Below are 23,037 nucleotides of genomic sequence, written 5' to 3'. Positions count from 1 at the left end.
CGGCCTGCCTTGGCCGCCCTTTCTCTTGCTACGCCCCCCGGCCCACGCTACGCCTGTTGTCCAAACAGGAGGCCAAAGATGACCCAAGACCCCGACCGCCACGCCGAGAAGATGGCCAAGAAAAAAGCCGCGCGTGACAAGATCATGGCGACCAAGACCGATCAAAAAGGCCTGGTGATCGTCCATACCGGCAAGGGCAAAGGCAAAAGCTCTGCGGCCTTCGGGATGATCTTCCGTTGCATCGCCCATGACATGCAGTGCGCCGTCGTCCAGTTCATCAAAGGCGGCATGTCCACTGGCGAACGCGATCTGATCGTGTCGAAGTTTTCGGACACCTGCGCCTTTCACACCATGGGCGAAGGCTTCACCTGGGAAACCCAGGACCGCACCCGCGATACCGAAATGGCCCAAGCCGCTTGGGAAAAGGCCAAAGAGCTGATCCGCGACCCCGCTAACAAGATGGTTCTGCTGGACGAAATCAACATCGCCCTGCGCTATGACTACATCGACATCAACGAGGTGACAGAGTTCCTGACGACCGAAAAGCCCGAGATGACTCATGTCGTGCTGACCGGTCGGAACGCCAAGGAAGAGTTGATCGAAGTCGCGGATCTGGTGACCGAGATGGAGCTGATCAAGCACCCCTTCCGCTCGGGCATCAAAGCCCAGATCGGTGTGGAGTTTTAAGCTTCGGGCAGCGCAAGTCGTCGCATGTGCGGCGTGCGCGGCCCGAAAAAACTCCGTGGCCGCATCGGGCTAGCCAAATCTCTCACAATCCATAGCCCAGCCTCCATCTTCTTCTGGTCGACAAATACCCTTGGGGTGAGGCCGCAGGCCGAGGGGCAAAGCCCCTTCCCCGCCACCAAACGAAAAAGGCCCGGAGACATCTCCGGGCCTTTCTAATTCCATGAGCAGAAACGCTTAGTGCAGCTTCTTCTCGACCGTGTCGATCGAGTCGTCGATCATCTTGTTCGCATCGGCCGCTTTGATCTGGCTTGCGATCACTTCACGGGCAGCGGCAGTTGCCACTACGATTGCGCGATCGCGAACTTGCTTGACGGCGGACGCCTCAGCAGAAGCGATCTGATCTTCAGCGGAAGCCAGACGGCGTTCAATCGAAGCTTTCAGGTCAACTTTGGCCTGCTCAGCAGCCTCGGCGGCTTCTCTCTTGGCGGTGTCGACAATGCGATCTGCCTGAGCCTGAACTTCTTTCTGCTTCCGCTCGTAAGACGCCAGCAGGGCCTGAGCTTCTTCGCGCAGCGATTTCGCTTCGTCGAGCTCGGCTTTGATCTGGTCGGCGCGCTTGTCCAGCATGCCACCGATGATGCCGGGGACTTTGAAATAGAACAGGACCGCGATGAATAGGATGAACGCCAGCAGCACGATAAAGTCGGTATTGCCGAGCGAGAAGAACGGGCCGGATGCAGCAGCAGCGGGCGTTGCGGCCAGCAGGGCGATCGGTAGGGCAGCGTAGCGCATGATCTTAACCTTTCATCCGGTCTGCAACGGCCTTGTCGACCGCTTTGTCGTCAGCCGAGAAGCCAAGGGCCGACACCAGCGCAGCGGCGGTATCTTTGGCAACGGCTTCGACGCTTTCCATCGCGTTGGCGCGAATTTCGGCAATCGCCTTTTCGCCCTCGGCCGTTTTGGCAGCAATCTCGGCGTCTGCTTTCGCGGTCGCCTCGTCCAGCTCGGCTTGGATTTCGGCGCGCGTGTCCGCGACGATCTTGTTCGCCTCGATCCGCGCGTCAGCCAGAGCCTTTTCATACGCGGCCTCGGCTTCGACAGCTTTCTGCTTCAGGTCTTCCGCAGCAGCGATGTCGTTGGTGATCGTGCCCGCACGTTCGGCCAGAACAGCCGAGATACGCGGCAGGGCCACGCGGCTGAGGATAAGGTAGATCACGACCAGAGTGACGATCAGCCAGAAGATCTGGTTGCCCCAGTGGTCGAAGTTCAGCTGCGGCATACCGGGCGCGGATGCGACTTCGGCAGCTTGCCCTGCAGCTTCGGTGGTTGCGGTGGCCATATCGTCCTCCGGTGGAACGTCGGGTGGAATTCTGTCGGTCTTTCCCGGTGGTCAGGACCGTTAGGCTGGTCCGGGGCCTCGCTATGGGCGGAACCGTAGCTCCGCCCCAGCGTAAGGAATGTGCTTAGCGCGTCTTAGACAGCGAACATCAGCAGCAGAGCGACGAGGAATGCGAAGATGCCCAGTGCTTCTGCGAATGCGATGCCGATGAAGAGCGTTGCCGTCTGCGATGCAGCGGCAGAGGGGTTGCGCAGTGCGCCGGCAAGGAAGTTGCCTGCCACGTTACCCACACCGATTGCGGCTGCGCCGGAACCGATTGCTGCGAGGCCTGCGCCGATGTGTGCGAGATCGCCTTCCATGATGTATCTCCTTACGATTGGAAGTTTCGATTGAGGGTTTCGAACCTTAGTGGCCCGGATGCAGAGCATCCTTCAGGTACACGCAGGTCAGAATGGTGAACACGTAAGCCTGAATGAAGGCCACGAGAACTTCGAGCCCGTACATCGCGGTGATCGCGACAACGGATACGGGGCTGATCACGGCGATGGCGGCAAAGCCCGCGAACACCTTGATCACCGCGTGGCCCGCCATGACGTTGCCGGCCAGACGAATGGAATGGCTGACAGGGCGGACGAAATAGGAAATCAGTTCGATGATGGCCAAGATCGGGCGCAGCGGCAGCGGCGCCGACGATACCCAGAAAAGGCCAAGGAACTTGGTGCCGTTCTTCATGAAGCCATAGATCGTCACGGTCAGGAACACGGCCAGCGCCAGCACGACGGTCACGGCAAAGTGCGACGTGGTGGTGAAGGACATCGGGATCAGACCAAGGAAGTTGGCGAACACGATGAACATGAAGAGCGTCATGACATAGGGGAAGAAGCCGACGGCATCTTTGCCCGCCACGTCTTCGACCATCTTGTAGACGAAACCATAGGCCATTTCGGCAATCGACTGACCCTTCGAGGGGATCGTCGCGCGGCGAGAGGTCATCATGACCATCAGGATCGTCATCGCGACAATCGCGAGGAACATCCACAGCGTCACGTTGGTGATCGTGTACCAGTGCACTTCGCCATCACCGAACAGCGGCTTGACGATGAACTGATCCATCGGGTGGAAAACCAGACCACCTTCTTCGCCGTGTGCTGCCGTTTCAGTCGCCATCTCGGTCCCTTTCGCGATCCGCCGGGGCATCCCCGGCCGCATTGTCCCCGCTGTATTCAGCCGCGGTGCGCATCATCGTCTTGATGCCCGCAGCCAAGCCCAGCAATGTAAAAATCAGCATCATGAATGGGATTGTGCCGAACAGAATGTCCAACCCGTACCCGATGCCGAAACCGATCCCCAGACCGGCCACAAGCTCGATCACCATGCGCCAGGCGAGGTTCGCCGCCGAATAGTGCTCGTCCCCCCGGGGTTTCGGAGCCAGACCTTTTTTCGCCTCTGCGATCCGGGCTTCCAGATCAGTCATCTGACGTTTTGGGTCTTGATCGGCCACAATTGCCCCCAAGGAAAAGTTGACGCCTTGCTAAGCCGAGGGGTGATTTTAGTCAAGTTGACTCATCGCACCAACGATCGGTGCGTAAACTGTTGTTTAATATCAGTTATTTTTGATGGCGGGATTCGCAAATTTGGCGCCATTTGTCGCGGGTTAGCCAAACTTGGGCGAAAATCGTTATTCAACTTTTTGGTTGAGAATTGACTCGGCGGCATGTTCGAACGCTCAACCCAGTGGTTGACCACCAACACTTCTTGACCACAGATGAACGGTATGAGCGCCCAACTCGACACAGCTTTCGCCGCATTGGCCGACCCGACCCGCCGGGCGATCCTGACCATGTTGTTAGAAGACGACATGGCCGTCACCGATGTGGCCGAACCTTTCGACATGTCATTGGCCGCCATTTCCAAGCACCTGACAATTCTGACCAAGGCGGGCCTGATCTCTCAGGAAAAACGCGGACGAGTGAAATGGTGCAAGCTGGAGCCGGACGCATTGAAGGCGGCCAGCGTGTGGATGCAGGGGTTCGGTCAGTTCGAGCCGGTGAACCTTGATGCGTTCGAGCGGTTTTTGGAAACCGAATTCCCCAGCCCCGACCTGACCGACGAAGAAGAGTGACCTAATCCTTCAACAGAAGGATCAGCGACAGGATCGTCAGCACCACACCCGCAAGGATCGCCAGCGGCGGCAGGCCCGATCCTTTGGCGATTTCCCACAAGATCACCCAACTGGGCACCAGATAGGTATAGGCCATCACCTTGGCCGAAGGCAAACGCAGCGACGCGTATTGCATCAGAACAAAGGTCATCGCGGACGCGCAGATCGCCACATAGAAGATCGTGATCCAGACGATCCCCGGCAGCGCCAGCCAATCGGTCGCCATGATGTCCTGCGCGCCGTAAGCCCCGACCATGATGATCGCGCCGCATAGCATCCCGAAAGTAAACACAATCGCCGGCTCGCCCCGGTTCAGCTTGGGCACCAACGGGGTGTAGATCGCATGCGCCACGCAGCCCCAGAAATAAATCAGCTCTCCGCGCCCGATCTCGAACCCCAGCAGCGCCTCGATATCCGCGCGAAAGATCACCCAGAGCGCGCCAATGGCCCCGATCATCAGCGCCATCGCCATCCGTGGCGTCGTGATCTGCCGCAGCAGCAGCCATCCAAAGCCCGCCGCCATCACCGGGACCAGCGTAAAGACAGCCGCGGCGGCAACGGGATCGGCGGTCTTCAGCCCTTCGAACATGAGCACGAAATAGGTGCCGAAGACCCCGCCCATCAGCAGGTAACGCCAGAACCCTTGAAAGGCGGATCGGGGAATGCCCGTGGTCAAAGCCGCCGCCGTTCCGACGATCACGGCGGCGATGACGAACCGCACGACGTTCAGTGCGGCGGGCTCGATATACGGCGCGGCCAGCACGCCTAACGAAAACGACCCGGCCACGAGCGCCGAGAACGCCAGCATCGCCAGATGTCCGCTTTGTGCGGGGGTCATTCCGTCGGGGCCCTCAGGTGCGCTGTGTGTTCCTTGAGGTACCTTAGGAAGGTCTGCACCTTATTCGTCCGGTGCAGGTCCATGTGGGTCACCAGCCACAAACGGCTGTCCCAATCCGGCAGCGGCGCATGCACCTGCACCAGATCGCGGGAATTGCATTCAAACGTGCGCATGAAGCCCAACCCCACCCCGTCGATCACCGCGTGGCGCGTGGCCACATCATCGCCCGACCGGAAGACGATCTGATGCTGCGGAATGTGGTCGCGCATCCACCGCGCAAAAGGCGCGCGGCTGGTGGCGTCGTCGTGCCCGACAAACCGGTGCCCCTCCATCTGATCGGGGATCGACGGCATTCCATACTGGTCGATGTAATCCTTGCTGCCATAGATCGCGTATTGCAGCGTCAGAAACGGCTGCACCACGTTGTCCGGCTGACTGGGTGGGCTGCCGGCGCGGATGGCGACATGCGCTTCGCCATATTCCAGCCGGAACAGGCGCGCGCTGGTCAGATAGCGCAGGATGACCTCGGGGTAGTCTTTCTGGAACTTGGCCAGCACCGGCACCATGATTTCGGACAGCCCGCCAATGGTGGTCACCACCAGTTCGCCCGACACCTCGCTACCGCGCCCTTTGATCCGCCCCGCCAACTGGCTGAACTGATCATCCGTCGCCTGCGCAACGCGCAACAAATCCTGTCCCGCTTCGGTGGGCGTGTACCCCCGTGCATGGCGTTGGAACAATTTGACACCCAACCGCTGCTCTAACGCGTCGATATGACGGATCACCGTTGCATGGTGCACGCCCAGCACATCTGCCGCGCCCGATACGGTGCCCAGCCGGGCCACCTGAAAAGCGGTGCGAATTTCATCCCAATTGTCCATGCGGCGCTCCGGATATTGCGTGACGTGCGTGAAAGAACAGATCGCACCACAAAAAACGCGTTTCGTGCGCAAGCGCAAGAGGCAGACCCATGCGGTCTATCTTCATTCCGTCTTTGCACATGCTATATACCACCGCATGGACGCGCTTTGCCGAGACTGCCTGACCCCCTTCGACGCGCCTGCGCGAACGGGCCTGCGCTGCCCGAAATGCCGATCCCCCCGCTGCGTCGCGCATGAAGAGCTGAACAGCCTGACCATCGCGCACATGGATTGCGACGCCTTCTACGCATCTGTCGAAAAACGCGACAATCCGGAACTGGCCAGCAAACCCGTCATCATTGGCGGCGGTCGGCGTGGCGTGGTGTCGACCGCCTGCTATGTCGCGCGGATCAGGGGCGTCCGATCCGCCATGCCAATGTTTCAGGCGCTGAAGCTGTGCCCCGATGCCGTCGTCATCAAACCGCGGATGGAGGCGTATGTCGAAGCCTCGCGCGAAATCCGCGACATGATGGAAGAACTGACGCCCAGCATCGAACCGCTGTCGCTGGACGAGGCGTTTATTGACCTGACCGGCACCCATCGCCTGCACGGTCACCCGCCCGCCTATATGCTGGCGCGCCTGATCAAACGAATGCGGGATGAGCTGCGGCTGACCGGGTCCGTCGGGCTTAGCCACAACAAGTTTCTGGCCAAGGTGGCCTCTGACCTCGACAAGCCGCACGGATTTTCGGTGATCGGAGAAGCCGAGACCGCCGATTTCCTGCGCGACAAACCCGTCCGCCTGATCTGGGGTGTCGGGGCTGCGACGCAGGCGTCGCTGGAAAAGGCCGGTATCCGGACGTTCACGGACCTTCTGCGATGGGACCGGGTAGACCTGCACGCGCGGTTCGGGTCGATGGGCGAACGGCTGTGGCATCTGGCGCGCGGGCAGGACCGGCGGCGGATCACCCGCAATGCCCCGATGAAGTCGATTTCTAACGAAACGACATTCTTCGAAGACACCAACGACCCCGACCTGCTGGATGGCCACCTGTGGCGTCTGGCCGAAAAGGTGGCAGATCGCGCCAAGGCCAAGGCGTTGGCTGGCAGGGTCGTGACACTAAAGTTGAAACGCAAGGATCACACTTCGCTGACCCGCCGTATCTCGTTGCGCGATCCCGCGCAGCTTGCCGATACGATCTATCGCACTGCGCGGGGTCTGTTTGACGCTGTGGGCAACGAAGGGCCCTACCGTCTGATCGGGGTGGGCATCGCGGACCTCGTGCCGGAACACGACGGGGGCGTGTCTGGCGACCTGCTCGATCCGGATGCCTCGCGTCGGGGACAGGCCGAACGTGCAACGGATGCGATCCGCAAACGCTTTGGCCCTGACGCGATCCTGAAGGGGCGCGCGCTGCGCTGACCCTTAAAAGTCCTTGGGCGCCTGCACCCAAGTGCCGGGCGCCTTCCAGCGGGCGCGCTTCTTGGCCACGGGCCGGACGCGGGTGTGCTCTAGCTGTTCGGTCATCCGCGACGCGGTCATGAACGATTTCGCGTAAATTCCAATCATAGTCTTTTCCTTCTTTGAAACATGCGGTCCTGCTTAGGACCGGGTAAAAATGCGACGTTCCCACACGGGGCTTGGCGATCTTCGGCGGGCCTTGGACAAGGTCGCCGCATTGGGCAATCCCGCGGCCAACATGAAAGTTTTTGTTTCTCTTTGCGTCATGGCACCACCCTTTCTGTTCCGGTGTCATGCCCTGTTATATGGCCCTATTCGAATTCACCGCTATTCAGGAATTTCCAGATCTTGTAAGATTAACTTACAATGGACTGGACCAACCTACCCCCGCTGACGGCGCTGCGTGCGCTGGCCGCCTATGCCGACACCGGATCAATGGCCGAGGCGGGCGCGCGGCTGAACGTCAGCCACGCGGCGATCAGTCAACAGATCAAAGGGTTGGAGGACAGGCTGGCCCTGACCCTGCTGGATCGCAATCGCGGCAACGGGGCCCTGACCCCCGAGGGCCGCGCGCTGGCCGACAGCGCTCTGCAAGGCTTTGCCGACATCGCGAACCTTTGTGCCGAGCTTACGGGCCGGGATGCGGATCGGCCGCTGCATATATCGACCACGCCGTCCTTTGCCTCGACTTGGTTGATGCCACGGCTTGCGACCTTTCATGCCAAGCACCCCAATGTATCGCTGATGGTCGACCCCTCGCCCGAGGTGCGCAGCTTTGCGCCCGGCGGCCTCGACATGGCGATCCGGTACGGCAAAGGCGACTGGCCGGGGCTGGAGGCCGAGATGCTGATCCAGACACGCATCGCCATCGTCGCGGCAAAATCGCTGGTCGGGGACCGTGCATTCTCCAGCCCCGCCGATCTGACCGATTACCACTGGCTGCAGGAGTTGGGCACCAACGAGGCCTCGGAATACCTGACGCTGCATGGGGCGACCCTGAACCGGGCAAAGGGTCTGACATCGCTGCCCGGCAACATGATGTTGGAAGCGACCCGCGCAGGCCAAGGCATCGGCATCACCGCCCGCGCCTGGGTCGATGCGGATATCGAAGCGGGCCGGTTGCGGTTGCTTTTCGAAGGGGACAAGCGGAAGGGCTATTTTCTGGTGCATCGTCCCGGCGTGATGCGGCCCACGGCCCGCGCCTTTTATCGCTGGCTGCGCGCGGAAACCAAGCGCGCGACCTGAGCCAGACAGATGACCCGCCGAAATAGGTAGGTCAAAAATGTCTAATTTGATGCAGGTCAAAGTTTCCACCTGCCGCGCCTGCCACAAGCATTCCAGATTTCTAATGCAATACGAGTGAGTCTCCCGTGGCAGCCACCGACCAGAACGACCCGGAAAAGCTTTACGCCGCCCGCGAACCGATCTTCCCCCGCCGCGTGTCAGGCACATTCCGTAACCTCAAGTGGGTCATCATGATTTTGACCCTAGGGGTTTACTATCTGACGCCTTGGATCCGGTTCGACCGCGGCCCGAACCTGCCCGATCAGGCGGTTCTGATCGATCTGGCAAACCGGCGATTCTTTTTCTTCTGGATCGAGATCTGGCCGCACGAATTCTACTTTATCGCGGGCCTTCTGGTCATGGCGGGGCTTGGGCTGTTCCTATTTACTTCGGCCCTGGGCCGTGTCTGGTGCGGCTATACCTGCCCGCAGACCGTCTGGACCGACCTCTTTATCCTTGTCGAACGCTGGATCGAAGGTGACCGCAACGCCCGCCTGCGCCTGCACCGCCAAAAGAAATGGGATGTTCGCAAGGTACGCCTGCGCCTGACCAAGTGGGTATCGTGGTTCCTGATCGGCATGGCGACCGGCGGGGCCTGGGTGTTCTACTTCGCCGACGCGCCGACCCTGCTGCGCGATCTGGTGACACTGAATGCGCACCCCGTCGCCTATACGACGATCTTCGTACTGACGATGACCACCTTCATCTTTGGCGGGTTCGCCCGCGAACAGATCTGCATCTACGCCTGCCCTTGGCCTCGTATCCAAGCCGCTATGATGGACGAAGACACCATCACCGTCGCCTATCGTGAATGGCGGGGCGAACCGCGCGGCAAAGGCAAACGTCGCACCGCCAAGGCCGAAGCTGCCGCCGAAAACCCCGAGGCTGTCACCTATGCCGCCGGAGAGAAACACGGCGGCACCTCGCCCCTGATCCCGATGCCCGGGATGCCCAAGGGCGTTGGCCGCGAACCCCAGCAGGACCTTGGTGACTGCATCGATTGCAATGCCTGCGTCAACGTCTGCCCCATGGGCATCGACATCCGCGACGGGCAACAACTGGCCTGCATCACCTGCGCGCTGTGCATCGATGCCTGTGACGACGTCATGGCCAAGATCGGCAAGCCGCGCGGTCTGATCGACTATATGGCGCTGACCGACGAACAAGCCGAACGCGCCGGGGCGAAACCCCGCGCCATCTGGAAACATATCCTGCGGCCCCGCACGATCATGTACACCGCCCTGTGGTCGCTGGTCGGTGTGGCGTTGGTGGTGGCCCTCTTCATCCGTCCCGATATCGACATGACCGTCGCACCTGTGCGCAACCCGACCTTCGTCACGCTTTCGGACGGGTCGATCCGCAACACTTATGACGTGCGCCTACGCAACAAACACGGTGAAGAACGGCCTTTCCGAATGTCCCTGACGGGCAACGATTCCCTGCGTGTGCAGATCGAGGGCACACCCTATGAAACCGTGACCGTCCCGGCCGATACGGCTAAACTGGTCCGCGTCTACGTCGTCGCGCCGCCCGAATCCGAGGCGGCAGAGGATGAGCGCACCAATTTCCGGTTCTGGGTCGAAGACATTACCAACGGCGAACGCGCCCACACCGACAGCATCTTCAACGGAAGGAGCAACTGATGACCGAAGCAGTAGACAACGGGTTCCGCCTGAAGGGCTGGCATGTGCTGGCCGGGTTCGTCGGCGCCTTTGGTGTGATCATCACCGTCAACGTCGTCATGGCCACTCAAGCCGTGCGGACATTCCCGGGGCTGGAGGTCAAGAACTCTTACGTCGCCAGCCAGCAGTTCGACGACAAACGCGACGCGCAGATGGCACTTGGCTGGACGGTCTATGCCGATTGGCAGGACGGCATGGTGCATCTGTCAATCACCGACGCCAACGGCCCGGTCCGCGTTAAAGACCTGCATGCCGTCGTTGGCCGCGCCACCCACGTCAAGGAAGACGTCGAGCCGGTATTCGCCTTCAACGGTCAGGTCTACGAGGCCCCGCTGGATCTGGGCGCGGGCAACTGGAACATCCGCATGACCGCCGTGGCACAGGACGACACGCCCTTCGAACAACGCGTTATTCTGCATGTGAAACGGTAGATCATGACCACCGCCGCGATCTCTGCCTGTCCAGCCTGTTCCGCCGCGCCTTCGGCCCAGGACATCGCCGCCCGCGCGGCGATACAGGACGTGAAACTGACCCTGTCACTGCCGACCATCCACTGTTCGGCCTGCATCTCGGCTGTGGAGCAACGGTTGAACGCCCATCCCGGCGTCAACGATGCGCGTGTGAACCTGACGCTGAAACGCGCACAGATCGATGCAGACGCCGCCGTCACGGCAGAGGAACTGGTGCACGCCTTGGCCGGTATCGGATACGAGGCGCACGAGCTGGACCCCGGCAGCGCCGCCGTGACTGCCACGGATCGCGCAGGACGTGATCTGCTGATGCGGCTGGCGGTTGCGGGCTTTGCATCGATGAACGTGATGCTGTTGTCGGTGTCGGTCTGGTCCGGCGCGACGGATGCAACTCGCGACCTGTTCCATTGGATCAGCGCCTTCATCACCCTTCCCACCATTGCCTTTTCCGGCCAGCCATTTTTTCGCAGCGCGTGGTCCGCGCTGAAGGTGCGCCGCCTGAACATGGACGTGCCAATCACGCTGGCTATCCTGCTGGCGCTGGCGACCTCGCTTTGGGAAACCACCCTGTCGGGTGAGCATGCCTATTTCGACGCGGCACTGGCCCTGACCTTCTTCCTGCTGGCTGGCCGCTATCTGGACCACCGCACCCGCGCCATCGCAAGATCCGCCGCCGAGGAACTTACTGCGCTGGAAGTGCCGCGCGCATGGCGCGTCGTGGACGGTGAGGAAATCCAGACCCCCGTAAGTGAACTGGCCATCGGTGACCTGATCCGCGTCCGTCCCGGCGCGCGCATGCCCGTGGACGGAGAGATCGTTGACGGAACCTCTGAATTGGATCGGTCGCTGCTGACGGGAGAAACCCTGCCTGTTCAGGCCGGTGTCTGCACCCATGTCAGCGCGGGCGAGGTCAACCTGACCGGCCCGCTGCTGCTGCGCGCAACGGCTGTGGGCGAAGACACGTCGCTGCACCGGATGGCCGACCTTGTCGCCATCGCGGAATCGGGGCGGTCACGGTACACGTCGCTCGCCGATAGCGCGGCAAAGCTTTATGCGCCGGGCGTGCACATCCTGTCGGCACTCAGCTTTGTCGGATGGTATCTGTACACTTGGGATGTGCGCACCGCGCTGAATATCGCCGCGGCCGTACTGATCATCACCTGCCCCTGCGCGCTTGGCCTTGCTGTGCCAGCTGTGACGACCGCCGCCTCGGGTCGGTTGTTCCGCCGTGGCATGCTGGTCAAACACGAAACCGCGCTAGAGCGTCTGGCACAGGTCGACACGGTCGTCTTTGACAAGACCGGCACGCTGACCACCGGGACCCCCATCGTCACGAACCTTGATGACGTGGACGACGATACCCTCTCCATCGCCTTGGCTTTGGCCGAAGGGTCGTCCCACCCCCTGTCCGTCGCCCTGACCAAAGACATCCGCGCCAAGGGTCTGACAGCCGCGCCTGTGCGTGACCTGACCGAACGTCCCGGCTTCGGGACCGAAGCGCAACTGGACGGCCAGCGTCTGCGCCTTGGCCGTGATGGATGGGCGGGGCAATCGACCAAAGGCGGCACCGTGGCGGTCCTGTCCATCGGCGACCGCACCGTCACCTTCACCTTCGCCGATGCCCTGCGCCCCGGCGCGGCAGAGGCCGTGGCAGACCTGATCGCCATGGGCATCAAAGTCGCCCTGATTTCGGGCGACCGGCGCGACGCGGTCGGAGACTTGGCGCAGCGCCTGCACATCACCGACTGGACGGCAGAGGCCTTGCCCGGCGACAAATCCGCCCGCATCCAAGCGCTGCAAGACAGCGGTGCGCATGTGCTGATGGTCGGCGATGGCTTGAACGATACGGCGGCTTTGGCGGCGGCCAATGTCTCGATCTCTCCGGCCTCGGCCTTGGACGCGGCGCGGGTCGCGTCGGACATCGTTTTGCTGGGCGGGGATCTGTCGCCCGTGCCGCAGGCGATCGTCACCGCCCGCAAGGCCACAGCCCGCATTCGCGAAAACTTCCGCATCGCGACGCTGTACAACATCATTGCGGTGCCGCTGGCCATCGCAGGCCTTGCCACACCGCTGATCGCTGCGCTGGCCATGTCCGCGTCGTCGATCACCGTGTCTTTGAACGCATTGAGGTTAAGATAATGGACGTGCTTGTCTGGCTGATCCCGATTTCCCTGTTCCTTGGGGCAATCGGGCTGATCGGGTTTCTCTACACCCTGAAGTCGAACCAATACGACGACCCGGAAGGCGATAGTCAGCGCATCCTGTCTGACGAATGGGACGATCACCCCAAGCCCTGAGCGTCACCCAACACAACAACCAACAACGAAAAACCGCCGGATCCGCCGGCGGTTTTTTGCATTTCAAAAGGCGTAAAACTTAGCTTGGCCCGATCATGAAACAGGTCTGATTCCGGGCTTGCAGGCGGCGACAGGCAAGGTCTGCCATCTCACGCTCCATGCCTAGGAAATTCGCCTCGAACCCGGTGGGTTTGCGCACAACCTTGCGCAGCGCACCATCCAGCGCGACGGTTTCCTTCAGCGCCGTCTGAAGCAGCACACGTTCTGCCGCGTTGTGCGATTTATAGCGTCCGATGTTGATCCCCCAGTGCCGCCCACCCGAGGTGGAGACGCGGGTCACGACGCGGGGCATTTCTGGCGCCATGGTGGTTTCTTCAGTCAAAGCACGGTTGAACAGCCCCGCAGGACGGGCGACCGGCGCGATCACCCCATGCGCGGCCGACGCGGCAGAGGCATCCATGACATCGCCCTGCGCCGGTTTGCGTTCGGCCTTGGGCAACTGCGGCATCAGGCTGGCCTTCTGCGCGACCTCGGCCACGACGGCCTCGATCGTGTCGTCCATGGCGACCAGCACGGGCGTATCGACACTGCCCGGGCGCGCCTTGGGACGCGGGGACCGGGTGACGGCGGTGTTCAGGCGAATGACCTTACCCGCTGCACGCAGTTTGCCGTCCGCTTCTTTCAGGGTCTTCACCTCGGCATAGACGGGGGCGTCGGGCGCACGTTTCGGCGCGTGGGATGGCGCACGCTTGAACCCAAGGTCCAGCAACTCGGCAACCTTAGCGTTGCGCGACGCGGTGGAGCGTCCGCCAAAGACCGTTGCGATGATCCGCTCATCACCACGCACGGCCGAGGCAACGAGGTTGAAGCCAGCAGCGCGGGTATAGCCCGTCTTGATCCCATCGGCCCCTTTATAAGCGGCCAGCAAGCGACGGTTCGTGTTCGACACCGTCTTGATGCCCGCGTCGGTCTGAGTGCGAGAAAAGAGGTTATAATATTCCGGGTAGTCGAACAGGATGTGACGCCCCAGCAGGGTCATATCCCGGGCCGAGGACAGGTGACCGTTTTCGGTCAGGCCATGCGCGTTCTTAAAGGTCGTCCGCGTCATGCCAAGCGCCTTGGCGGTGCGGTTCATCCGGCGGGCAAAGCTGGCCTCGGATCCTTCCAGCGCCTCACCGATGGCAGTTGCGGCGTCGTTCGCGGATTTCACGGCCGCCGCGCGGATCAGGTAGCGCAGCTTGATCTTCTGGCCTGCGACCAGACCCAGTTTGCTGGGCGGTTCGCTGGCGGCGTTGCGGGAAATGCGAACGGGCGTGTCCAAGGTGATTTCGCCGTTCTTCACCGCTTCGAACGCGATGTAGAGGGTCATCATCTTGGTCAGCGATGCGGGATGCAGACGGGCGTCCGCATTGCGGGAATGCAGAACCTCACCCGTGCGGGCGTCCATCACCATGGCAGCGTAGGGGGCAGCCTGCGCCATTCGGACCGACAGGCCCGGCGCCATTGCGAATAGCGTACAAAGGAAAAGGAAAACGCATGCCCGCCAAGGGGTCGGCTTTTGATGCCGCTCCATCTTGTCTCTCACTTCACTGCCTCAACCGCCGATTATTCCGGCTGGTCATTTATAATTACTGACACTCTAACATACGATTACCCGCCGCCAAACACCAATTTTATAAGGCATTCCCGGTTTTGCGCATTCCTTTAACCCAGCATTTAGTGGTGCTGGATTGGGCGCCCACAAAACAAGCAATTGAGTCAAAATTATGGCCCGGTACACCTGTGGATCTGGCAAATCACCGCGCAGGGTTCTTTGCCCTATCCAACCGCGTCGAGGATGTCGGTCAGCCCCGACAGATCGTTAATCTGGTAAAACTTTGGATGATCTTCCGGCGCCTCGGCGTGTTCCAGCGCCCATGTCAGCTGCCCGGGCACAAAGACACCCCAGCCCCCGGCGTCGATCATGGGCACGACGTCAGATTTCATCGAATTACCGACCATCATGCCCCGCTGAGGCCCCTCGGCATGTCGATCAAAGATGTCCTGATACACAGGCGTGGTTTTGTCCGACACGATCTCGACCGCGTCGAACAGATCACCCAGCCCTGATTGCGCCAGTTTCCGTTCCTGATCCAGCAGATCGCCCTTGGTCACAAGGATAACGCGGTACCTATCGGCCACCTGCCCCACCACATCTTCGACGTGCGGCAATAACTCGATCGGATGGGCAAGCATGTCCTGACCTGCGGCGATCAGCTGCGCGATCACCTCTCCGGGAACGCGGTTATCAGTCACTTCAAGGGCCGTTTCGATCATCGATAGAACAAAGCCTTTGATGCCGAATCCGTAGTGCCCGATGTTGCGTCGCTCTGCCTGCAGCAGGCGGTCGGCCAGATGATCGGGATCGGCATGGTCGGCCAAAAGCTCTGCGAAACGGTCCTGCGTTAACTGAAAGAACCGTTCGTTGTGCCACAACGTATCATCAGCATCGAAACCGACCGTCGTTAGATTTTGCGCCATTTGGCCCCCAAAATTCCGCGAAGGGCCCACTGCCCCCCTTTCAAACCTTGATCCGCACGTTATATAGATGAGCCAAATCCCGGAACCCTTGCACAGCAACCTTGTTGGAAAACCGATGATCCAAACGCCGAAAAACGCGCGTTCCCTGATCACGCCGCATGTCATGTCTTCTTCTGACGATGACGGCGGTGATACCTCGGTTATTGTCGAAACCAAGCCCAAGACCAAGCGCCCGCCGCTGTACAAGGTCTTGCTGCTGAACGACGATTACACCCCGATGGAATTTGTCGTGGCGGTATTGGAACGGTTCTTTGGCCTGAACCACGCACAGGCGTTCGAAATCATGCTGACCGTGCATAAGAAGGGCGTCGCGGTTGTCGGCGTCTTCAGCCACGAGATCGCGGAAACCAAGGTGGCGCAGGTCATGGACTTTGCCCGCCAGCATCAGCATCCGCTGCAATGCACCATGGAAAAGGAATAACGGGGTTTGACCCTGCATCCCCGGCTTGATCTGGCGCTGGCCCCCGGTGGGCTAAGCTTGCCCGAAGGGCGTATCGCCGTCATCGGTCCACGCGCCGGTCAGGGGCTCGACCCTTTGCCTAAAGACCGGGTCGAAGTCATCACCCGCCAGTTCCCCGATTTCCAAGCGTTTGAACGGCAGGGCTACACCTGCCGCGTCGCGCCGGATGGGCGCTACGACATGGTCGTCGTCATGGTGCCGCGCGCCAAAGCCTTGGCCCGCGCATGGGTTGCGCAGGCGGCTGAGATCACTGACGGTGTGATCGTTGTCGACGGCGTCAAAGACGACGGGATCGAGTCGATCTTGAAAGACTGTCGCAAACGCGCTGATGTGATGGGCCCCATCAACAAGGCACATGGTAAGCTGTTCTGGATGCAGGGCGGCGATTTTGCCGATTGGGCCGCTGCACCGACCACCTTGCCCGAAGGCTTTAAGACCGCGCCGGGGACCTTCTCGGCCGATGGGATCGATCCGGCCTCGGCCCTGCTGGCCGGGTCCTTGCCCGAACAGCTGGGGCAACATGTCATCGATCTGGGTGCTGGCTGGGGGTATCTGTCTGCACAGTTCCTATCGAAGCCCGGTGTCGCACAGCTTGACGTGGTCGAGGCGGATCATGCCGCGCTGACCTGTGCGCGTGAAAACCTGAACGACCCGCGCGCCACCTTTCATTGGGCTGATGCCACTGATTGGGCGCCCTCGGCCAAGGCCGATACGGTCGTGATGAACCCGCCCTTCCACACGGATCGGAAGGCGAACCCCGATCTGGGTCGCGCCTTCATCCGCACCGCGGCCGCCAGCCTGACGCCGCGTGGCACGCTTTGGATGGTTGCGAACCGGCATCTGCCTTATGAACCCGTTCTGGACGAATGCTTTGGCGCGCACGAAGAGGTCGCGGGCACGGGCGCCTTCAAGGTCATCCGCGCCACGTCGCCGCGCGGGAAAGCTGCCGCTCGTATCACGCGGCGTAATCGACTAACCTGATCCGGGTTTTCTTCCCTTAAGGAGCTTTTGATGTCCTTTTCCATTGCAGGAAAGACCGCCATCGTCACGGGGGCTGCCAATGGTATCGGCCTTGCCATCGGAAAGCATTTCGCCGACCGCGGCGCGAATGTCATGTTCGCTGACCTAGACGAAGAAGCGCTGATCAAAGAACTGGGCGAAAACCCCGAAGGCGAAAACATCCGTTATTTTGCGGGCGATTTGCGCGAAAAACTGACCATCGCAAACCTTCTGTCAGCTACCATCGATGCCTTTGAAAGCGTCGACATTCTGGTCAACGGATCGCGTCAGGTGATCGCCTCGGACCCGCTGAACCCTGACGATGACGCGGTCGAAACGTTGTTGCAGCAGAACCTGATGACGTCGCTGCGGCTGTCGCAGACCATTGCAAAGCGGATGATCAAGCAATCCGAAGGTCAGGAGAGCGGGCCAGCCGGGTCGATCGTGAACCTGTCGTCCATCGCGGCGCGGCGCACCCACCCCGACCTGATGGCATTTTCCGTGTCGACCGCAGCGCTGGATCAGATGACCCGGTCGCTGGCCGTGGCCTTGGCCCCGCACCGCATCCGGGTGAACGCGCTCGCCTTCGGGTCGGTGATGAGCGAAAGCCTGAAGACCACGCTGAAGGACAACACCGATTTCCGCAACGATATCGAAGAACACACACCCCTCAACCGGATCGCCCCTGCGGCGGAACTGGCCGAGGCGGCGCAGTATCTGGCTTGCGACGCCTCCAGTTTCATGACCGGACAGGTGCTGACCGTGGACGGTGGACGTACGCTACTGGATCCGGTGGCCGCACCGGCCCACTGATCGGCCCATTGGACGGGTCAGGATGCCTCCGGCGGGAGGTATTTTTGGAAAGATGAAGGAGCGGCCGATGTCCGACGCCATGCAATCCGAAAAAACGCGCGCCTCTGAATGGTTCCGGACGCTGCGGGATCAGATCGTCGCGGCCTTTGAAGGGCTGGAAGACGGCCAGACCAACGGTCCGCTGTCGGACCAGCCCGCTGGTCGGTTCGAAGTGACGGAAACCAAACGCTCGGCCCCCGATGGCGGGGACGCCGGTGGCGGATTGATGAGCGTCATGCGCGGCGGTCGCGTCTTTGAAAAAGTCGGCGTCAACGTCTCGACCGTCTACGGAGAGCTGGGGGCCGAGGCGCAGGCCGCCATGGCCGCGCGCAAAGGCCTGCCCGGCATGACCGAGGACCCGCGTTTCTGGGCCAGTGGCATTTCGCTGGTGGCGCATATGCAGAACCCGCATTGCCCTGCTGTGCATATGAACACGCGAATGTTCTGGACCCCGCATGGCTGGTGGTTCGGCGGCGGGTCGGATTTGAACCCCTGCATTGAATACGCCGAAGACACGGCGCATTTCCACGCTGTTCAAAAAGCGCATTGTGACCCCCACGGAGAAGGCGAATACGACCGTTTGAAGGCCTGGGCGGACGAATATTTCTATATCCCGCACCGTGGTCGCGCCCGTGGCGTTGGTGGTATTTTTCTGGACGATCACTGCACCGGCGATTGGGACGCGGATTTCGCGTTTATCCAAGATATCGGCAAGGCGTTCCTGCCCGCCTATCAGCCCCTGATCGAAAAGCGCCGCAGCACCGTCTGGAGCGATGCGGACAAGGACACGCAGCTGATCCACCGCGGGCTATATGCGGAATATAACCTTGTCTACGACCGCGGGACCAAATTTGGACTGGCCACCGGTCATGACGCCAATGCCGTTTTGATGAGCCTTCCGCCGCTGGCGAAATGGGTCTGATCAGGTGTTCATCTTGTTGGTAGTCAGCTTGATATCGACCACCAGCGAATAGGTATCTTCGGTCTCGACCACCTCGGGACGGGTGCCAAGTTGGGACGCAAAGGCATCAATCAGCTGGCGACCTAGGCCGGAGCTGGAGGTCGAGGCGTCTTCGTCCTGTTCACCGGTTGTGTTGCTGACGCTGAACCGGCAGCTGTCATCACCGGTTTTCGTCAGCTTGATCTGGATCTCAGGCTCTGTCCCCGACTTCAGTTGCCCGGTGTACTTAATCGCGTTGGTCACCGTTTCCGTTGCCAGCAAAGACAGCGGCACAGCCTGTTCGGGCGACAGGATGACCTCTTCGATGTCTACGTGGACCTTGATCGGTGAATTGGGCGGCAGGGCGGATTTGACGACCTGATCAAGGATGTCTTCCAGCAACCCGTCCGCCCGCAGGTTCGCCAGACGCGCTGTGTGGTAGAGGTTTGAGTGTACCGTTGCCAGACCGAGCACGCGGTCATGCACGCGCCGCAGGGTCGCCTTGGTTTCATTCGTGGGCGACTTGCGTACTTCCATATTGATGATCGACGCGATCAGCTGAAGGTTGTTCTTCACCCGGTGGTGGACTTCTTTCAGCAACACGTTCTTTTCGTGCAGGTTATTTTCCAGCTCGGCCGTGTCGCGGGTGATCCGTTCCACCATCGTATCGAAGGTTTCTTCGATCTGCACCAGTTCCGTCGGCGCGCGGCCTGTTTCCAGCAAACCGGGGCGACCGACCTTCTGCGTGGCGCTGAAGTTGCGCATCTTCTGACGCAGCTGGCGCATGTGACGGATGACAAGGCGGTGGACCGCGAAATAGGCCACCACCAAGGACACCACCCACATCAACAGCGGAAACGCCAGAGCGGTGCGGCTGACGAAGCTGTCTTCGGGGCTTTTCAGTTCCGACGGCCAGACGGATACCGCAAATACGAGGCCCGGAATGATCGGGGTGGTGGAATACACACGCAAAATGCCGTCCCGGTCGTAAGCGCGGAACGAACTGAATTGTTTATAGAGCTGAGAGTTCAGGTCGCGAAACGCCGGCAACCGTGACGATGCGGTTGCGATATCGCCGACCGACAGCAGAATCTGGCCCTGATTATTGATGGTGATCAGGTCGTCCGGTTGGTTGGGGCCCGAAAAGTTAGCTTGGAAGCGCGCGTTGCTTCTGGGCAGGGACAGCGTGATGAACCCGCGATAGGTCCCGTCTTCGAACACCGGCTGGCCGATGACCATTACGGATTCCTTGCTGATCTTTCCGCTTTCGGTCGCCGTCATGCGCGGACGCGGATCGTCCTGAAATTGTTGATACGTGACGGAGTCACGGACGTCGAACATCGTCCCACGCGAATTGCATCGCGTGACACCGTTCGGCTCCACGTAGGCGGCAAGAACAAAGGCGGGGTGAGAGCGGATGAAGCCGCTCATCAATGTCGAACAGGCTTCCGCGTCCCCCTGAAGGGACGACAAAGCGCCACCCAGCACGCGGGCCGAGGCGAAGCCTTCGTGGATCAGATCGCTTTGACGTTCGATGGCGGCAACGGTCTGTCCAAGATAGGCCGCGCGCACCAGCGCTTCGGCGTTATCGACGACAGACCGGGTCTGGTACAAAGAAATAAGTCCAATAGGCAGTAGCGCGATGGACAACATCGCGACCACCCGGACGCCAAGCCGGTCAGTGAAGGGGATCTTCACGGCCCGAGCCTCACATGGATTTCATTTTTGCGGCGGACATAACCGCCATCGTCGACTGATCCGTTAATTCCATCGTGTCGTTCTCACCAATGCTCAGCAGCTCGCTCAGCTTTGCACGACCGCGGTTGGCACGACTTTTGATCGTTCCGACGGCACAGCCACACATATCTGCCGCTTCTTCATAGGAGAATCCCGACGCCCCCACCAGCAACAAAGCTTCGCGCTGTTCGTCCGGGAGGGTTTCAAATGCCTTTTCGAAATCTTTCATGGCCAGACGACCATCGTGGTCCGGCTTGGTCGCCAGATTGGCAGAAAACGTGCCATCCACGTCGGCCACTTCGCGGCCAGACCGGCGCCGTGCCGAATAAAACGTGTTGCGAAGGATGGTGAACAACCAGGCGCGCAGGTTGGTCCCTTCCTTGAACTTCTCAATGTTAGTCCATGCTTTGACGATGGTGTCCTGAACCAGATCGTCGGCCTGAGCCGAGTTTCGGCAAAGGCTCATTGCAAACGCACGCAACGATGGCAGGTGCGATACAAGTTCCTCGCGGGGATCTTGGCTCATTACTTGGCCTCCCCACCGGAATCCTGCTTCTTTAGCTGATCTAACAGCATTTTGAAGCGGTCGGGGAGATCTTCGTCCAGTTTTTGCTGGTAGACACGTTTCAGATTTTCGTCGATCTGCCTCAGAACGTGTTCATTTTCGCTGTCGTGCGCCATTGCTATGTCGTGACCATTCAGAAGTTTTTTTGCATATTCCGGGAACCTAACGCATACCTCTAGTGTTGAGTTCCAAGAAATATTGGGAAGGTACTGAAAAAAATGAACCAAACGGTGGGGTCCGAGGAATTTGCGATGAACGTCGCAACAGAGCTTCCTTATCTTAGACGGTATTCCCGCGCGTTGACCGGGAGCCAAACGTCAGGTGACAACTACGCCGCTGCCACGTTGGAAGCCATGCTGGAAGACCCCGATCTTGTTGATCGGCACAAGTCGACCCGCGTGGCCCTTTTCGGTGCGTTTCATGCCATCTGGACGTCTTCGGGTGCGCCCGTCGCCGTGGACGAGATCGGGATTGCCGCAAAAGCTCAGGACCATTTGAAATCATTGACGCCCAACACGCGCGAAGCGTTGTTGCTGTTTACGATCGAAGAATTTTCGTTCGAGCAGATCGGCGAGATCATGAAGATCAGCAAGTCCGAAGCCGAAGAACTGGTGACCATCGCACAGCGCGAATTGGCACAAAGCGTCACTGGCCGCGTGATGATCATCGAAGACGAAGCCATCATCGCGATGGACCTGCAATCGATCGTGGCCGAGATGGGTCATGCGGTCACTGGTGTGGCCCGGACTCGCGACGAAGCGGTCGCTTTGGGCAAATCCGAACGCCCTGATCTGATCTTTGCCGACATCCAACTGGCCGATAACTCCTCGGGTATCGATGCGGTGAACGATCTGCTGGCGGCCTTGGGTGATGTTCCGGTCATCTTTATTACGGCCTATCCCGAACGTCTGCTGACCGGCGAAAAGGCCGAACCGGCGTTTCTGATCACCAAACCTTATTCCGAAGAGCAGGTCCGTCTGGCGGCAAGCCAAGCGATGTTCTTCTCGTCGACGGAAACCCTTAAGGGCTGATCTGTCTGTCAGACGCTGAAATTTTAAGGGCGGCCTAATCGGGCCGCCCTTAGTCTTTTGTTCCGGTCATTACGGCGTCTTACCGCGGACAGCGCGTGCAATCATCGCCACGATGAACAACACGATGAAGACGACGAACAGGATTTGCGCGACGCCGGCCGATGCGCTGGCAATGCCACCAAAGCCGAAAACTGCAGCCACAATGGCCACGACGAAAAACAGTAGAGCCCAATAAAGCATTGGATTTCCTTTCTTTTCTGCGACGGACTGTCCGTCGTATGTTCTGCTGGATCAACATCGAACCGCAACGTCTGGTTCCATCGAGACGTGTGCCAAACAGAAGATGACTTTCATCCGCACATTTTTTTAAAATTGTTTGGAACCAACCGCGGCGCGTAGCGTTAAACATGCAAGGCGTCCCCAAGCGTCTGTCCCCAGAGACTGGCGGGGCATCCCCGATTTACCTCGCCCCGCCAGTCCCAACTCTCCCAGCAAGCAAACTAAATTAACTCCAGCGCGGAACTCACGCCTGCGTTGTGCGTTGTTTTTGCAGCGTAAAGGAGAATGACATGTTGGAAGTCACCGGCCTTGGCGGCCTTATCATCCTTGCCCTCGATATCTGGGCGATTGTTTCGATCATCGGATCGAGCGCATCGACTGGGAAAAAGGTTTTGTGGACCCTGCTGGTTCTTATCCTGCCTGTCGTCGGCTTTATCATCTGGCTTATCGCCGGTCCCCGCAGCAAAACGGGCGTTGCCTGATAATCGCCATCTGACATGCCCAAGCCGCGCCA

Annotated in this window: 28 protein-coding genes; 14 read left to right on the top strand and 14 right to left on the bottom strand. The window is 60.2% G+C overall.

Going from position 1 to position 23,037, the window contains the following annotated elements:
- The first annotated feature begins 78 nt into the window (after nucleotides 1-78).
- Nucleotides 79-687, top strand: a complete 609-nt coding sequence (gene cobO, locus ACI3GR_RS11220) for a cob(I)yrinic acid a,c-diamide adenosyltransferase (protein ID WP_407494558.1) — start codon at nucleotides 79-81, stop codon at nucleotides 685-687.
- Between the two features lie 234 nt (nucleotides 688-921).
- Here cobO and ACI3GR_RS11215 read toward each other — a convergent pair whose 3' ends face one another.
- The 5 genes from ACI3GR_RS11215 to ACI3GR_RS11195 form a co-directional block, all read right to left on the bottom strand.
- Nucleotides 922-1,479 carry a F0F1 ATP synthase subunit B gene (locus ACI3GR_RS11215; RefSeq protein ID WP_407494557.1) on the bottom strand — a complete coding sequence of 186 codons (558 nt, stop codon included), beginning with the start codon at nucleotides 1,477-1,479 and terminating at the stop codon, nucleotides 922-924.
- Between the two features lie 4 nt (nucleotides 1,480-1,483).
- A complete protein-coding gene (locus tag ACI3GR_RS11210; protein WP_407494555.1) occupies nucleotides 1,484-2,026 on the bottom strand; it encodes a F0F1 ATP synthase subunit B' in 543 nt (180 codons plus the stop codon).
- Between the two features lie 134 nt (nucleotides 2,027-2,160).
- Entirely contained in the window at nucleotides 2,161-2,385 is a 225-nt protein-coding gene (locus ACI3GR_RS11205; RefSeq protein WP_011048925.1) for a F0F1 ATP synthase subunit C, read from the bottom strand.
- Between the two features lie 46 nt (nucleotides 2,386-2,431).
- On the bottom strand, nucleotides 2,432-3,193 hold the full coding sequence (locus ACI3GR_RS11200; protein WP_407494552.1) for a F0F1 ATP synthase subunit A: 762 nt from the start codon (nucleotides 3,191-3,193) through the stop codon (nucleotides 2,432-2,434).
- Entirely contained in the window at nucleotides 3,183-3,527 is a 345-nt protein-coding gene (locus ACI3GR_RS11195) for an AtpZ/AtpI family protein (RefSeq protein WP_407494551.1), read from the bottom strand. Before ACI3GR_RS11195 ends, ACI3GR_RS11200 begins: the two co-directional genes overlap by 11 nt.
- 273 nt (nucleotides 3,528-3,800) lie before the next feature.
- Between ACI3GR_RS11195 and ACI3GR_RS11190 the strand changes: the two genes are divergently transcribed.
- Nucleotides 3,801-4,148 (top strand): ArsR/SmtB family transcription factor, encoded by a 348-nt coding sequence (locus tag ACI3GR_RS11190; protein ID WP_407494549.1) that lies wholly within the window; start codon nucleotides 3,801-3,803, stop codon nucleotides 4,146-4,148.
- A 1-nt stretch (nucleotide 4,149) separates the two neighbouring features.
- Here the strand turns inward: ACI3GR_RS11190 and ACI3GR_RS11185 are convergent, their stop codons facing one another.
- Together ACI3GR_RS11185 and ACI3GR_RS11180 are read right to left on the bottom strand one after the other, a co-directional pair.
- Nucleotides 4,150-5,025, bottom strand: coding sequence for a DMT family transporter (locus ACI3GR_RS11185; protein ID WP_407494547.1), 876 nt, complete (start codon nucleotides 5,023-5,025; stop codon nucleotides 4,150-4,152).
- Nucleotides 5,022-5,906 carry a LysR family transcriptional regulator gene (locus ACI3GR_RS11180; protein WP_407494545.1) on the bottom strand — a complete coding sequence of 295 codons (885 nt, stop codon included), beginning with the start codon at nucleotides 5,904-5,906 and terminating at the stop codon, nucleotides 5,022-5,024. The genes ACI3GR_RS11185 and ACI3GR_RS11180 overlap by 4 nt, the downstream gene beginning before the upstream one ends.
- A 136-nt stretch (nucleotides 5,907-6,042) precedes the next feature.
- Here ACI3GR_RS11180 and ACI3GR_RS11175 point away from each other — a divergent pair, with 136 nt between their 5' ends.
- A complete protein-coding gene (locus ACI3GR_RS11175) occupies nucleotides 6,043-7,308 on the top strand; it encodes a DNA polymerase IV (protein WP_407494543.1) in 1,266 nt (421 codons plus the stop codon).
- 3 nt (nucleotides 7,309-7,311) lie between these two features.
- Here the strand turns inward: ACI3GR_RS11175 and ACI3GR_RS11170 are convergent, their stop codons facing one another.
- The gene (locus ACI3GR_RS11170; RefSeq protein WP_407494541.1) at nucleotides 7,312-7,455 is read right to left on the bottom strand and encodes a hypothetical protein; all 144 of its coding nucleotides are present in this window, start codon (nucleotides 7,453-7,455) and stop codon (nucleotides 7,312-7,314) included.
- 258 nt (nucleotides 7,456-7,713) lie between these two features.
- Between ACI3GR_RS11170 and ACI3GR_RS11165 the strand changes: the two genes are divergently transcribed.
- The 5 genes from ACI3GR_RS11165 to ccoS all read left to right on the top strand — a co-directional run bounded on the left by ACI3GR_RS11165 (nucleotide 7,714) and on the right by ccoS (nucleotide 13,080).
- The gene (locus ACI3GR_RS11165; RefSeq protein ID WP_407494539.1) at nucleotides 7,714-8,592 is read left to right on the top strand and encodes a LysR family transcriptional regulator; all 879 of its coding nucleotides are present in this window, start codon (nucleotides 7,714-7,716) and stop codon (nucleotides 8,590-8,592) included.
- A gap of 125 nt (nucleotides 8,593-8,717) precedes the next feature.
- Nucleotides 8,718-10,274, top strand: coding sequence for an RdxA/RdxB/FixG family protein (locus ACI3GR_RS11160; protein WP_407494538.1), 1,557 nt, complete (start codon nucleotides 8,718-8,720; stop codon nucleotides 10,272-10,274).
- A complete protein-coding gene (locus ACI3GR_RS11155; protein WP_407494536.1) occupies nucleotides 10,274-10,744 on the top strand; it encodes a FixH family protein in 471 nt (156 codons plus the stop codon). Before ACI3GR_RS11160 ends, ACI3GR_RS11155 begins: the two co-directional genes overlap by 1 nt.
- Before the next feature lie 3 nt (nucleotides 10,745-10,747).
- A complete protein-coding gene (locus ACI3GR_RS11150; protein ID WP_407494534.1) occupies nucleotides 10,748-12,922 on the top strand; it encodes a heavy metal translocating P-type ATPase in 2,175 nt (724 codons plus the stop codon).
- Nucleotides 12,922-13,080: a cbb3-type cytochrome oxidase assembly protein CcoS gene (ccoS, locus tag ACI3GR_RS11145; RefSeq protein ID WP_407494532.1), complete on the top strand. Its 159-nt coding sequence runs from the start codon at nucleotides 12,922-12,924 to the stop codon at nucleotides 13,078-13,080. Before ACI3GR_RS11150 ends, ccoS begins: the two co-directional genes overlap by 1 nt.
- Before the next feature lie 79 nt (nucleotides 13,081-13,159).
- Here ccoS and ACI3GR_RS11140 read toward each other — a convergent pair whose 3' ends face one another.
- A complete protein-coding gene (locus ACI3GR_RS11140; protein ID WP_407494530.1) occupies nucleotides 13,160-14,584 on the bottom strand; it encodes a D-alanyl-D-alanine carboxypeptidase family protein in 1,425 nt (474 codons plus the stop codon).
- Between the two features lie 314 nt (nucleotides 14,585-14,898).
- Nucleotides 14,899-15,600, bottom strand: a complete 702-nt coding sequence (locus tag ACI3GR_RS11135; protein WP_407494528.1) for an HAD family hydrolase — start codon at nucleotides 15,598-15,600, stop codon at nucleotides 14,899-14,901.
- Between the two features lie 163 nt (nucleotides 15,601-15,763).
- Between ACI3GR_RS11135 and clpS the strand changes: the two genes are divergently transcribed.
- The 4 genes from clpS to hemF all read left to right on the top strand — a co-directional run bounded on the left by clpS (nucleotide 15,764) and on the right by hemF (nucleotide 18,893).
- Nucleotides 15,764-16,081, top strand: coding sequence for an ATP-dependent Clp protease adapter ClpS (gene clpS / locus ACI3GR_RS11130; protein WP_407494904.1), 318 nt, complete (start codon nucleotides 15,764-15,766; stop codon nucleotides 16,079-16,081).
- A 6-nt stretch (nucleotides 16,082-16,087) separates the two neighbouring features.
- A complete protein-coding gene (locus ACI3GR_RS11125; RefSeq protein ID WP_407494527.1) occupies nucleotides 16,088-17,101 on the top strand; it encodes a class I SAM-dependent methyltransferase in 1,014 nt (337 codons plus the stop codon).
- Between the two features lie 30 nt (nucleotides 17,102-17,131).
- Nucleotides 17,132-17,932 carry an SDR family NAD(P)-dependent oxidoreductase gene (locus ACI3GR_RS11120; RefSeq protein WP_407494526.1) on the top strand — a complete coding sequence of 267 codons (801 nt, stop codon included), beginning with the start codon at nucleotides 17,132-17,134 and terminating at the stop codon, nucleotides 17,930-17,932.
- 67 nt (nucleotides 17,933-17,999) lie between these two features.
- Entirely contained in the window at nucleotides 18,000-18,893 is an 894-nt protein-coding gene (gene hemF / locus ACI3GR_RS11115; protein WP_407494525.1) for an oxygen-dependent coproporphyrinogen oxidase, read from the top strand.
- On the opposite strand, the gene ACI3GR_RS11110 is transcribed toward hemF, so the two are convergent.
- Genes ACI3GR_RS11110 through ACI3GR_RS11100 form a run of 3 tightly spaced genes read right to left on the bottom strand, consistent with a single transcriptional unit; the run spans nucleotide 18,894 to nucleotide 21,329 of the window.
- Nucleotides 18,894-20,609: a sensor histidine kinase gene (locus tag ACI3GR_RS11110; RefSeq protein WP_407494523.1), complete on the bottom strand. Its 1,716-nt coding sequence runs from the start codon at nucleotides 20,607-20,609 to the stop codon at nucleotides 18,894-18,896.
- A gap of 10 nt (nucleotides 20,610-20,619) precedes the next feature.
- A complete protein-coding gene (locus ACI3GR_RS11105) occupies nucleotides 20,620-21,174 on the bottom strand; it encodes an RNA polymerase sigma factor (RefSeq protein WP_407494521.1) in 555 nt (184 codons plus the stop codon).
- The gene (locus ACI3GR_RS11100) at nucleotides 21,174-21,329 is read right to left on the bottom strand and encodes a NepR family anti-sigma factor (protein ID WP_407494519.1); all 156 of its coding nucleotides are present in this window, start codon (nucleotides 21,327-21,329) and stop codon (nucleotides 21,174-21,176) included. Before ACI3GR_RS11100 ends, ACI3GR_RS11105 begins: the two co-directional genes overlap by 1 nt.
- A gap of 102 nt (nucleotides 21,330-21,431) precedes the next feature.
- Between ACI3GR_RS11100 and ACI3GR_RS11095 the strand changes: the two genes are divergently transcribed.
- On the top strand, nucleotides 21,432-22,244 hold the full coding sequence (locus ACI3GR_RS11095; protein WP_407494518.1) for a response regulator: 813 nt from the start codon (nucleotides 21,432-21,434) through the stop codon (nucleotides 22,242-22,244).
- Nucleotides 22,245-22,313: 69 nt separating this feature from the next.
- Here ACI3GR_RS11095 and ACI3GR_RS11090 read toward each other — a convergent pair whose 3' ends face one another.
- Nucleotides 22,314-22,484 carry a DUF1328 domain-containing protein gene (locus tag ACI3GR_RS11090; protein ID WP_407494516.1) on the bottom strand — a complete coding sequence of 57 codons (171 nt, stop codon included), beginning with the start codon at nucleotides 22,482-22,484 and terminating at the stop codon, nucleotides 22,314-22,316.
- A gap of 329 nt (nucleotides 22,485-22,813) precedes the next feature.
- Between ACI3GR_RS11090 and ACI3GR_RS11085 the strand changes: the two genes are divergently transcribed.
- Nucleotides 22,814-23,005: a PLD nuclease N-terminal domain-containing protein gene (locus ACI3GR_RS11085; RefSeq protein WP_407494515.1), complete on the top strand. Its 192-nt coding sequence runs from the start codon at nucleotides 22,814-22,816 to the stop codon at nucleotides 23,003-23,005.
- Nucleotides 23,006-23,037: the final 32 nt, after the last annotated feature.

The organism is Pseudooceanicola aestuariicola, from assembly GCF_045763785.1.
Taxonomy (GTDB): Bacteria; Pseudomonadota; Alphaproteobacteria; order Rhodobacterales; family Rhodobacteraceae; genus Pseudooceanicola.
Note: the sequence above shows the minus strand (reverse complement) of the source record. Positions and strands in the feature narration are given on the sequence as shown.